The 11,599-nt window shown below is 69.2% G+C and carries 10 protein-coding genes; 8 read left to right on the top strand and 2 right to left on the bottom strand.

All coding sequences use genetic code 11. The annotated features are described in order from the left end of the window. Window positions 1-243, bottom strand: a 243-nt coding sequence (locus ACFWY9_RS00710; RefSeq protein WP_378337812.1) for a response regulator, incomplete at its 3' end; no start/stop codon positions are given. Window positions 244-355: 112 nt separating this feature from the next. Then, window positions 356-4,285 (bottom strand): type VII secretion protein EccCa, encoded by a 3,930-nt coding sequence (eccCa, locus tag ACFWY9_RS00715; RefSeq protein ID WP_378337813.1) that lies wholly within the window; start codon window positions 4,283-4,285, stop codon window positions 356-358. A 147-nt stretch (window positions 4,286-4,432) separates the two neighbouring features. On the opposite strand from eccCa, the gene eccD reads away from it, so the two are divergent. The 8 genes from eccD (at window position 4,433) to ACFWY9_RS00755 (ending at window position 11,579) form a co-directional block, all read left to right on the top strand. Further along, window positions 4,433-5,803: a type VII secretion integral membrane protein EccD gene (eccD, locus tag ACFWY9_RS00720; RefSeq protein WP_378337814.1), complete on the top strand. Its 1,371-nt coding sequence runs from the start codon at window positions 4,433-4,435 to the stop codon at window positions 5,801-5,803. A 27-nt stretch (window positions 5,804-5,830) separates the two neighbouring features. Then, window positions 5,831-7,273: a type VII secretion protein EccB gene (eccB, locus tag ACFWY9_RS00725; protein ID WP_378337815.1), complete on the top strand. Its 1,443-nt coding sequence runs from the start codon at window positions 5,831-5,833 to the stop codon at window positions 7,271-7,273. 96 nt (window positions 7,274-7,369) lie between these two features. Continuing rightward, window positions 7,370-7,714, top strand: a complete 345-nt coding sequence (locus tag ACFWY9_RS00730) for a WXG100 family type VII secretion target (protein WP_378337816.1) — start codon at window positions 7,370-7,372, stop codon at window positions 7,712-7,714. A gap of 15 nt (window positions 7,715-7,729) precedes the next feature. Further along, window positions 7,730-8,017 carry a hypothetical protein gene (locus ACFWY9_RS00735; RefSeq protein ID WP_378328600.1) on the top strand — a complete coding sequence of 96 codons (288 nt, stop codon included), beginning with the start codon at window positions 7,730-7,732 and terminating at the stop codon, window positions 8,015-8,017. 17 nt (window positions 8,018-8,034) lie between these two features. After that, window positions 8,035-8,424 (top strand): hypothetical protein, encoded by a 390-nt coding sequence (locus ACFWY9_RS00740; RefSeq protein WP_378328599.1) that lies wholly within the window; start codon window positions 8,035-8,037, stop codon window positions 8,422-8,424. Between the two features lie 66 nt (window positions 8,425-8,490). Beyond that, on the top strand, window positions 8,491-10,797 hold the full coding sequence (locus tag ACFWY9_RS00745) for a hypothetical protein (RefSeq protein WP_378337817.1): 2,307 nt from the start codon (window positions 8,491-8,493) through the stop codon (window positions 10,795-10,797). A 21-nt stretch (window positions 10,798-10,818) separates the two neighbouring features. Beyond that, window positions 10,819-11,229 carry a YbaB/EbfC family nucleoid-associated protein gene (locus ACFWY9_RS00750; RefSeq protein WP_378328597.1) on the top strand — a complete coding sequence of 137 codons (411 nt, stop codon included), beginning with the start codon at window positions 10,819-10,821 and terminating at the stop codon, window positions 11,227-11,229. Beyond that, window positions 11,226-11,579, top strand: coding sequence for a hypothetical protein (locus tag ACFWY9_RS00755; protein WP_378328596.1), 354 nt, complete (start codon window positions 11,226-11,228; stop codon window positions 11,577-11,579). Before ACFWY9_RS00750 ends, ACFWY9_RS00755 begins: the two co-directional genes overlap by 4 nt. Window positions 11,580-11,599 lie beyond the last annotated feature (20 nt).

The following is an 11,599-nucleotide window of genomic DNA, read 5'->3' on the forward strand; positions in this document are numbered from 1 at the left end:
TTGAACCTCTCCCGGGGGGGCGGCTCGGTGTTTTTCGCCCCGGCGCTTTTTCCCCGCCCGGCGCGCGCACACGTGTGTGCCGTCGAGCCTCGGCAGCATCCGATCCAGGATCACCAGGTCGGGCTTGAACGCGGAGAAACTGTCCAGCGCCATGACGCCGTCGCTGGCCACGGCGACCAGCATCCCGGAATGGCTGAGATAGCCGGCTATCACCTCGGCCATCGTCGGGTCGTCCTCGACCACCAGGACCCGATGGTTCCGTGGCGCGGTCTGTGTCAGCTCGTCTGGCCCGCCGGTCACTGCACCTTCCCGTCACTGCCGCCCCACCGGGGTCGAGAGTAACGGGGGTGTGCAGTCAGTGACCGGCGAGGTGGGGCGTCTGGACCTGGACGGTCCGGCGTCGGGTCGCGTACTGCGCGCGGCCGGGCGGCAGCTTCAGCGGCCGGACGTCGTTGAACAGCGGGCCCTCCGACGGCGGGCAGGACAGCAGCGCGACCGGGGTGTTGATCTCCGCCAGCCGCCTGAGCAGCGGGTCCTGCTGGCCCCGGCCGATGGTGGTGGCACTGCGCGCGACGACGACGTGCAGGCCGATCTCGTAGCCGTGCGCGAGGTGGTCGAGCAGGGCGAGGAACGGGGTGTCCATCGGGTCGGTGCCGATCAGGTCGTGGTCGTCGACGACGAGGAACAGCTCCGGGCCGGTCCACCAGTCGCGCAGTGGCAGCCGGTCCGGCGTGATTTCCGGGCCGGGCACGCGTTTCGCCATCGCCCGCGACGAACCGGCGACCGCCTCGCGCACCAGGTCCTTCGACACCGCGTAGCCCAGCCGATACTCCTCGGGTACGGCGTCGAACAGCTGCCGCCGGGTGTCGACGAAGGTGATCCGCGCCTGCTCCGGGGTGTACCGGGAGACGACGCCGCGGGCGATGTGCCGCAGCAGGTTCGTCTTGCCGGTCGCGTCGTCGCCGACGACCACGAGGTGCGGATGCTCGGTGAAGTCGTGCCACAGCGGGTTCATGTCCTCGCCGGACAGGCCGAGCGGGATCCGGAGCGCGCCTTCGGCCGGTGGCAGCTCCGCCACGTCGAGCACGGCGGGCAGCGTCCGCACCGGTGGCGCCGACGGGCCGTGCCACGCCCGCGCGATCGCGTGCACGAGCGCCGCGGAACCCGCCGCCGGGTCCTCGTCGGTGCCGAGCCGCGGCAGCGCGGTGAGGAAGTGCGCCTTGTCCTCGGTCAGCCCGCGTCCCGGGATCTTGGGCACGGTAGCCGCCGCCCGCATGTTGATCATCGACTCGACCGGGTCGCCGAGCCGTAGTTCGAACCGGGTGCCGAGCTGATCGCGCAGCCCGCCGGTGATCTCGCCGGACCGTGTCGCGGTGATGACCAGATGGACGCCGTAGTTGAGCCCGCGCGTTGCGAGCAGCGTGAACGTCGGCACGAGATCCATGAAGTCCTGCCGGATCGTGGCCCAGCCGTCGACGACGAGGAACACGTTGCCGTACTCCTCGCCTGCCAGCTGCCCGGCCGCGCGGCGACGGCGGAAGTCGGCGATGGACTCGATGCCGAGTTCGGCGAACCGCTGCTCCCGCTCGGCCAGCAGCGACGTCACCTGTTTGATCGTGCGGTGCAGGCGCTCGGTGTCCAGCCTCCCGGTCACACCGCCGACGTGCGGCAGCGCGGTCAACGCCGTCAGCAGGCCGCCGCCGAAGTCGAGGCAGTAGAACTGGATCTCGCGCGGGGTCCGGATCAGCGCGAGCGCGGTGACCAGGGTGCGCACCATCGTGCTCTTGCCGCTCTGCGGGCCGCCGATGATCGCGACGTGTCCGCCCGCGCCTTCGAGATCGGCGATCAGCGGTTCCCGCAGCTGCTCGAAGGGGCGGTCGATGATCCCGGCGGGCACGGACATCCCGCGTTCCTGAGCGTCCACTGTGGTCAGTCCGCGGTCCGGGGACCTGGTCAGCGCGGGCAGCAGCTCGGTCAGCGACGGCGGAACGTCCAGCGGGGGCAACCACACCCGGTGCGCGGGCGGGCCCGAGTCGTCGAGCCGGTCGACCGCGACACCCAGCAACGTTTCCCCGGTGGCCTCGGGCTCCGGCTCTTCGGCGACGGGCAGTTCACGCGGCGGGACGTACGCGGAGGTGTAGGGCACGATCTGCCTGGCCACGATCGACTGCCGGGTGTCCCGCCGGGTCTGGCGGTATTCGCCCGAAACGTAGGCGGCTTTGAATCGCGTGAGCGTGTCCACATCGGTTTTGAGGAAGCCGTTGCCCGGCTGGGGCGGCAGCTGGTAGGCGTCCGGAACCCCCAGCACACCACGGCTTTCCATGGCCGAGAACGTGCGCAGGCCGATCCGGTAGGAAAGGTGCGATTCGAGCTGGTGCGTGCGGCCCTCGTCGAGCCGTTGCGAGGCCAGCAGCAGGTGGACGCCGAGGCTGCGGCCGAGCCGTCCGATCATCACGAACAGGTCCATGAACTCCCGATGCGCGGCGAGCAGCTCGCTGAACTCGTCCACCACGACGAACAACGTCGGCAGTGGGGCGAGCGGCGTACCGCAGGCGCGGGCCGTCTCGTATTCGAGGACCGAGCTGTAGTTTCCCGCCTTGCGCAACAGTTCCTGACGCCGGATCAGCTCACCGTGCAGCGCGTCCTTCATGCGTTCGACGAGCACGACCTCGTCGGCGAGGTTGGTGATCACCGCCGAGGTGTGTGGCAGCCGGTCGAGACCGAGGAACGTCGCGCCGCCCTTGAAGTCGACGAGGACGAAGTTGAGCGTCTCCGAGGAATGGGTCAGTGCCAGGGAAAGCACGAGCGTCCGCAGCAGTTCCGACTTCCCGGAACCGGTGGCGCCGATGAGCATCCCATGCGGGCCCATACCGCCCTGCGCGGACTCCTTGAGGTCCAGTTCGACCGGCGTGCCGTCGGCGCTGACCCCGATCGGCACCCTCAGGCGGGCGGCGCCGACGTGCCGGGCGTGCAGTTTCGCCAGGTCCGCGCCGCGCAGGTCGAGGATGGTGAGCAGGGTGGTCAGCTCGAAGTCGGTGGTCAGCGGCTCGGTGCTCTCGGTGGACACCGCGAGCCGGTACGGCGCGAGCAGCCGTGCGAGCGACTCGGCACGGACGGTGCTCAGCGTGTCCGGCGTGCCGATCGGGGTCGCGGTTTCCTTGCCGCCGCGTTCCGTGCGCACCAGTTCGGCCTTCCCGGCGTCGACGCGCAACAGCAGTGTGCGCGGGTCGGACTCCCAGTCCAGCGCGCTGCCGAGGTCGAGCACCGTGACGTTGCGATAGCCGGCACCGGCCATGCGGCTGCCGTGCGCGGTGCTGGCGCCGTCGAGGACGACGATCGTGTAAGGCTCGTCCTGGGTGGGCATCGCGTCGCGGTCGAAGAACGGCCGCCCGGACAGTTCCTCGCCGAGCAGGCCCTCCAGCTCGCCGATCGACTCGGCGACCAGCCGCACCGGGCCCGCGCCGTCGGTGTCGGCCGGATGCAGGTTGTGTGGCAACCACTTCGCCCACGACCACGCGGCGTGCTCCTTGCCGACGATCACGATCCGCAGGTCCTGCGGGGCGTGGAACACCGCCAGCTGAGCCAGGATCGCGCGGGCCACACCGCACGCGATCTCGGCGTCGCCGCGCAGCAGCACCCGCGCGTACGATCGGAGGTACACCGCGATCGGCTGGTCCGGCACCGTGCCGTAGGCCCGGATGAACCGGCGCAGCGCGTGCGCGCAGAGCGGTTCGAGGTCCTCGACCGGTTTGGTGGACAGCGGGGACAGCCGGGTCCCCAGTTTCTGGTCCCCGACAGCGATCCGGACCTCGCCGAAATCCGGGTGGTCCGGCCGGGTCTCCCACAACCGCGACGTCCGGATCATCGACCACAGCGCGGCAGGGGCGGGATGCCGCCAGCCCTGCGCGCGCTGCTGGTCACCGATCGTCGCGCGCACCTTCTTCCGCGCCTGGGCCAGATAGCGCAGGAAGTCGCGGCGCGCACCGGACATCTGGCGCTTGCGCTCGGAGGCGGCGCGCAGGAACTGTGCGGCGAGCATGCCGACGGCGGCGAGCACCATCAGGCCGATCGCGAAGTACATCAGCGTGCCGCCCGCGCCGGAACCGGGCCGCAGGAAGATCATCACCATCGCCAGCGAGGACAACGCCATCGGTAGATAGGTGATGACACCGCTGAAGCCACTTTGGACCTCGGGCAGCTCGGGTGGCTCCTGGAGGCTGATCTCGCCGGAGGGCATCGGCGGTCCTGGCTGCCGTTCGGGGCGGCGGAACAGCACGATGCTCACGGCGGTGTCCTTTCCTGTCGGAACTGGCCGGCGAAGAATCGCACGCCCGCCGCCGGGAATCAGGTCCCGTAAATCGGCGACGTTACAAGCACTCGTTCTGTGGATAACGTCGTCGATGGAATCCACAGTGGACAACAGGAGTGTGGAGTGAACAGCACCGTCGCGGGCCTGTGCCGCTTGTCGATCCGGGCGCGGGGGAAGAGCTTCGACCTGGCGGTCCCGGCCGACGTGCCGCTGGCCGACCTGCTGCCCACGATCGTCGGCTACGCGGGCGACGACCTCGACGAGGCCGGGCTCGACCACGGCGGCTGGGTACTGCAGGACCTCGGTGACGCGCCCCTCGACGAAGAACGGACGCCGGAGGCGCTCGGCCTGCGCGACGGTCAGGTGCTGTACCTGCGCTCGCGTCAGGACACCCTGCCCGCGGTGCACTTCGACGACATCGTCGACGGGATCGGCGCCGGGCTGCGGGATCGGCCGGGGGCATGGCATCCGGCGGCGACGAAGTGGCTGCTGCACGGGATGGCGCTCGTGGTCGCCGCGTTCGCGTGGGCCGGGATTCTCTTGCCAGGCCCCACGTTGCCGCGTACGGCTGCGGCGATCGTCGTCGCGTTGCTGCTGCTCGCCGCCGCGGGCTCGGCGTCGCGCGCGGTCGGCGACGCGGTGGCCGGGACGTTGTACGGCGTCGCGGCGGTCCCGTTCTTCGCGCTCGCCGGGCTGCTCGTCCCCGGCTCGTCGGCCACCCCGGCCGCGCTGCTGCTCGCCTCCGCCACCGCGGCCGCGGGCGGGGCGGTGCTCGCGCTCGTCGCCTCCGGCACGCATCCGCACGTCCACCTCGGCGTACTCGTCGTGTGCGTGTTCGGGGTGCTGACCGCGGGGATCATGGCGGCCACCGGTGAACTCGCTTCGGCGGCCGCCGTGGCCACGGTGGTGGCAGTGCTCTTCGGCGCGTTCGTCCCCGGCCTCGCGTTCCGGCTCGCGGGGCTGAAGATGCCGCCGCTGCCGACCAACGCCGATCAGTTGCAGGAGGGCATCGACCCGCTGCCGAGCCGGACGGTCCTCGACCGGGGTGCCGTCGCCGACCGGTACCTCGTCGCGTTGTTCCTGGCCACCGGCCTCGTGTGCGCAGCGGCGATCACCGGCCTGCTCACGGCTTCCGGCTGGGCACCGGCGGTGCTGGCCGGGGTGCTGAGCGCCCTGCTGCTCCTGCACGGCCGCGAGGTCGGCGGCGTCCGCACCCGGCTCGCCGTGGTGCTGCCCGGGGCGTACGGCCTCGTGGCCCTGGCGATCACGCGGGCCGTGCACCTCGCGCTGCTCGGCAGGCTCCTGCTCATCGTCGGCGCGCTGCTCGTCGGTGCCGCGCTCATGGTGGCGGGCTGGACGGTGCCGGGACGGCGCATGGTGCCGTACTGGGGCCGCGTCGCCGACGTCGTCCACGTCCTGCTCGCGGTGGCGCTGCTTCCGTTGACGCTGCTGGTACTCGGCGTCTTCGGCTTTCTCCGCGCCATCAACGGATAACACCCCGACTCGAGGAAGGCGTGGCCCGTGCGGTCCCGACGCGATCAGGTTCAGGCGCACCTGTTCATCATGGGCAGGCTCGGCGCGGGCATGCTGCGTGCCGACCCTGATATCCCGGACACCCCGCAACGGCGGACGACACGGGGTATCGCGATCGGTGTCGCCGTCACCGTCCTCATCGGACTCGGTACCGTCCTTTTCGGACTCATCAAACCCGGCGGCGCGACGTCATGGCAGCAGGCGGGCACGGTCGTGGTCGAGCGGGAGAGCGGCGCGCGGTGGATCTACCTCGGCGGCGTGCTGCATCCGGTGCTGAACCAGGCCTCGGCGAAGCTACTCGCCGGTCCGTCGCTGTCGGTGCAGGAGGTTTCGGCGAACTCGCTGGCCGGGACGCCGCGCGGGACGCCGATCGGGATCCCCGGCGCCCCGGACGGACTGCCCGCCGCGGACGCGCTCAGCTCCGCGCCGTGGCTCTCCTGCGCCGCGCCGGACGGGGACGGGCAGCCACGGAACTACACCCTGCTCGTCGGCGAGGCCGGCGGTCGCCCGCTCACCGCGACCGACGCGCTGCTCGTGTCCGGTCCGGACGGTGCGGTGTTCCTGGTGTGGTCCGGCCAGAAGCTGCGGATGGACCCGGCCGCGGGCGGTCCCGCCGCGCTCGGCTACGGCACCACCGACCCGGTCAAGGTGCCCGCGGGTTTCCTCAACGCGCTGCCGTCCGGGCCGGATCTGGTCGCCCCGGACGTGCCCGGCCGGGGAAACGCGGGACCCGATCTCGCGGGCAGGTCGAGCCGGGTCGGGCAGTTGTTCAAGGACACCGCCGGGCGGCCGTACTTCCTGCGGGAGGACGGGCTGGTGCCGCTCACCGCGACGTTGTTCGCCCTGATCGGCGGCGACCCGAAGACGCAGAGCGGTGCCTACGGCGGACATCCGGTCGACGTCCGGCCCATCGGTGCCGGTGACGTGACCGCACATGCGGCGCCACCCGCGGCGAAGGCCGCTTTGACCCACAACGATGCCTTGCCGGACGAGCCACCGGGGCTGCAGCGCGACGATCACGACTTCGCGTTGTGCGCGGCCACGACGTCCGGGCAAAGCGTGTCCACGAGCACCCTGCTGGTGCCCAGAGCGGTGACCGACGCGGCGAAGCCGCCGATGGCTCAGCCGGGTGTCGCGCTGTCCTGCGCGGGGCCCGACCGGGTCGCGATCGCGCCGGGCAGCGGCGTCCTCGTGCGCAGTGTGTCCACAGGGGACGGTGCGAGCGACGCCGTTTCGCTGGTGGCGGACAACGGTGTCGAATACCCCGTTCCGACCGCGGACGCGCTCAAGCAGCTCGGTTACGAAGGCGCAACCGCGGTCCGGATGCCCGCGCTGCTCGCCGGCCAGTTGCCCACCGGGGCCGCGCTGGATCCCGGCGCCGCGGGCAAACCGGCCGGCGGGCAGACGCCGGCATCGGCGAAGCGGTGCTGATTCTCCTTCGATGTCCCTGTTTTTGGGGCGTGGAGGGAACTTCGCCTCGGTCGTAGGTTCGTCTCGGCGGTTCCCGGCACAAGCAAGGAGCGAAAAGTGGTCCAGCAGAACATCAGCGTCCCGTATTCCGAACTGGCGAAAGGAATCCAGGAAATCCAGAACCACGCCAACCAGATGAACCAGACCAGCATGTGGGTGAGCGACGTCCGCACCCACCTGCAGCAGATGCACCGCTCGGATTCGGCGCGGCTGTACCAGCAGAAGGTCGACCAGTGGAGCGAGGGTTACCAGAAGGTGAAGACCCAGTTCGACGACATCATCGGCAAGCTCCAGAACACGGTCAACAGCTTCCGGAACACCGACGGCCACAACCAGAACCTGACGGCGAGCTTCCAGACCACGCCGGAATACGGCTCTTCCTACGAGAACGCGCTGAGCTGACCCGAGGAGCAACTCGTGAACGACGAACAGTACATCGAGCCGACCAACGTCCAGGCGGTCGAGCACGACATGACCATGATCTCCAAGAAGATCGACGGCCAGATCCAGGATCTGGAACACCGGATCACCAAGCTGGTGCAGCAGACCGGCGGCCAGTGGAGCGTGGACTGGCAGGCCAAGCAGAAGCTCATCCACACCGCCCAGGCGCAGATGAACACCCAGTTCTCGCACGGTACCCGGATTCTCGGGGCCATGCGCGAGGCGATCCAGCGCACCGACCTCAACAACGCCAATCAGTTCTAGTTCCGGGGTGACCACGCATGGTTGAGGAAAAGGGAAACCACGGTGGTGACACGATCGCCTACTCGGACTCGGCGGTGGCGGACCAAAAGAAGCAGCTGACGGACTTCCGCGCCGAGTTGACGTCTCATCCGGCGATTCTCGCCCTGCAGCGCTTCGGCGTCGGGGGCGGCACCCCGGATTCGACCGTGATGGCCGGGACGTCGGCCATGGGGCAGCAACTGAGCACTCAGTTCGCCGCCTTCGCGAAGTCGGCGTCGGACCAGGTCAAGGATCTGGCCGACAAGACCGTGATCGGCTGGATCGACGGGCTCGAGAACTGGGGCAAGAACTCCCAGGACACCGAGCACGAGAACTTCGGGTCGGCCCAGCAGTACCAGACCGACCCGAATACCGGCGGCCACGCCTGAGCCGCGTACGAGCCGATTCCTCGCGGTTGACGGCCGCAAAGTCCTACTTTCCGGAGGGTATTTGCCATGGGTTGGGAGCAGGCGCTGACCACTCTTGTCCCGAAGGACCAAAAGGTCGTTAACCGCGACGAATTCGCCGGGCCGAAATCGCCGCCGTGGATCGCCGCGGTCGGTGTCACCGACAACGGCGGCCACGGCGGAGGTGGCGTCGACCCGCAGAAGACCTGGGACGTCTATATCCCGTTCGACATCACCGGCTATGTCGGTTCGCTGTTGCAGACCCGTTCCGGCTACGTCTGGGTCAACCTCGACTGGGGCAAGCTCGACGGCACCGACGGGGCATGGACGAAGATCCTCCATATCGGCGAGGAGATCCTCGATCCGCTGGTACACCCGCCCGAGGGAAACACTGTGGTCAGCCGAGCGAGTTTCACCAACGCGGCACAGATGTTGCGCGATATCAACACGTTCCTCGATCAGTGGAGCCGGAAACTCTCGTCGCAGGCCAAGCAGGTCGAGTCCGGTGGGGACCTGCAGGGCCAGGCGGCCAAGACGTACCAGAGCCTGCTGGAGAACGCCGGGAAACGCCTCGGCGAATTCGGCGGACGGCTGGCCGATCCACTGCTCATCGACGCGCTCGCCCAGAGCCGGGACACGCTCGGCAACGAGGTCGTCGGTCTCCTCAACCAGTTCATCGCCTGGCGGGGCACCCCGCTGCACGATCCGCGGGAGGCGGTGCACACGGCGCTGCTCGGCGCCGGGCTCAAGGCCGAGGTGGATTCGAGCGGAGGAAACAACAACTGGGCCAATGTGACCACCAAGTGGGGTGGCATCTGGGACGAGAGCTTCAAGACCGGACTGGACCGGGAGGCCAAGAACCTGTGGCTCAACAACTACGCGTGGGCGCTTGACCCCTTGGCCGACTTCCTGATGAAGGCGACCGAGAGTGCCTACGGCGTCACGGTGAACCGCATCTCGCCCGTCCAAATGGGGCAGATCGCTCCGACGTACAAGCCCCCGTCGTCCACAGGGGACGGTACGGGTTCCGGCTCCAACCAGAATCCCTTCACGGGAACCGACACCGGTACCGGCGGATCGGGTGGCCAGGGTACGGGAACGGGTGGCACCGGTGATCACGGCGGAAACGGTGACCTTCCACCCGGCACGGGCGGCACCGGAACCGGTGGAGAGCACGGCAAGAACGGCGACGGCACCAACGGCGACGGCAGCGACGGTAGCGACCTCGACACCGGGGACGGCGGCGAAACCGGAACCGGTGGTCACGGCTCCCAAGGTGGCCAAAGTGGACAGAACGGGTCCACCGGGCACGGCACGAAGGACCAGACCCCGCCGCCGATCGGGCCGACCACCACCCAGTTCGGCCCCGGCGGCATCGGCAGCGGCTCCGGCGGCGGCAGGCTCGGCTCGAAGAACCCGGATCCGGACGGCGCGGGCACCAGCTCGATCATCGGCCCGGACGGCAATCCGGTCCGCTACTCCGACGGGGAGCCGGTCACCGTCCCGAACGGTTCCCACATCAACCCGGACGGCACCGTGGTCAAACCGGACGGATCGCCGGTGACAGACAAGAACGGGCATCACCTCACGGTGCCGAAGGACTCGGTCATCCGGCCGAACCAGGCGGGCGGCGGATCGGTCTTCGACCCGACGACCGGTGGCACCAGCTCGGTGTTCACCCCGGACGGTCAGGTCGCGCGGGGCCCGGACGGCAACCCGATCACCGTGCCGGACGGTTCACACATCAACTCGGACGGCACGATCACGCGCCCGGACGGCTCGCGGGTCACCGGGTCCGACGGGAATCCGCTGCACGTCGACCCGCACGCGAAACTCCAGCACAACACCGCGTTGCGGTGGCCGGACGGCTCGACCTATCACGACGGGAACAACCAGCAGCTGTATCTGCCGCCGGGGTCGGGCATCGGGCCGGGTGGGCAGATCGTGGACCCGAACCATCAGTCGATGTTCGGGCCGAACGGCGCGATGCACGTGCCGGACACGCCGTACGCCAAGAACAAGCTGAACAGCATGGCCCCGTTCCATTCTGACGCCCAGGGCGGCGTGAAACTGTCATCCGGCGAAATCGGGGACCCTGCGAAGCGCGGTACGACGAACTCTTCGGCGCTCGACGACGCGCTGGAGAAGCAGCAGAAGCTCAAGACCGAGACCGGCCCGCACACGCTGGGTGAGTCGGGCAAGAACGGGCAACAGCAGTCGGCGATGCCGCCACCAGGCATGGGCGGGGGCGCCGGCGCCGACGGCAAGGAACGGCAGCGCACCACCTGGCTGGCCGAGGACGAGAGCACCTGGGGCACGGACAGCGGTGGTTTCACCGCGGCAATCGGACGTTGAATCGGACGCTGAGGAGAAATGATGCACACTCGCCTGCAGGAACAGCTCAACCAGGCCATCGCCGAACTGACCGAGCAGCAGAAGGCGATCGAAGAGTGCCAGCAGCACCTGACCGGTCAGTCCGCTTCGGTGCGTTCCAAGGACCGGATGCTTTCGGCCACTGTGGACGCCCAGGGTGGACTGTCCAAACTGGAGTTCCACGACACGCGGTACCGCTCCATGGCGCCCGCCGAACTCGCCGACGTCGTCACCAAGGTGGTCGCCGAGGCGCGCCGGGAGATGCTCGGCCAGGTCACGTCGGCGTTGCAGCCACACCTGCGGGGACTGGCGGATCTGACCGCCTCGACGACCGGATCCCATGAGTGGGACGCCTTTCTCGAGCCGCTGCGCAAGATGATGCCCACGCCGATGTTTGGTGAGGACCGGCGATGAGTGAACCGATCTCCGTCCCCGCCGACCTGAAACAGAAGTTCTCGAACTTCGGCACGCTCTCGAACCTGGTGAGCGACCAACGCAAGGTACTCGACGACATCCACCGGATGAACCAGGACGCCGCCGGGCACGACGACGAAACTGCGACCAAGTACCAGGAGCAGACCAAGGAAGGCACCGAGAACGTCTCGGGCCTCGTCGAGGAGATCGCCGGATACCTCGGCCTGACCCAGGACAGCGGCCACCTCGCGGCGGACATGTTCGCCGAAGCCGAGGCCGGAAACCAGGACCTGGGCACGACCTGGATGCCGACGGGCACCAGCGTGGGGAGGCCCGGCCACTCGGGTTGACCGGGAACCGGGGGAGGGAA

The sequence above is a fragment of the Amycolatopsis sp. NPDC059027 genome (genome assembly GCF_042739735.1).
Classification (GTDB): Bacteria; Actinomycetota; Actinomycetes; order Mycobacteriales; family Pseudonocardiaceae; genus Amycolatopsis.

Excerpts from the sequence above, each read along its gene's own strand:
- ACFWY9_RS00755 (WP_378328596.1), top strand. The coding sequence starts at position 11,226 with ATGAGTGAACCGATCTCCGTCCCCGCCGACCTGAAACAGAAGTTCTCG.
- ACFWY9_RS00750 (WP_378328597.1), top strand. The coding sequence starts at position 10,819 with ATGCACACTCGCCTGCAGGAACAGCTCAACCAGGCCATCGCCGAACTG.
- ACFWY9_RS00745 (WP_378337817.1), top strand. The coding sequence starts at position 8,491 with ATGGGTTGGGAGCAGGCGCTGACCACTCTTGTCCCGAAGGACCAAAAG.
- ACFWY9_RS00740 (WP_378328599.1), top strand. The coding sequence starts at position 8,035 with ATGGTTGAGGAAAAGGGAAACCACGGTGGTGACACGATCGCCTACTCG.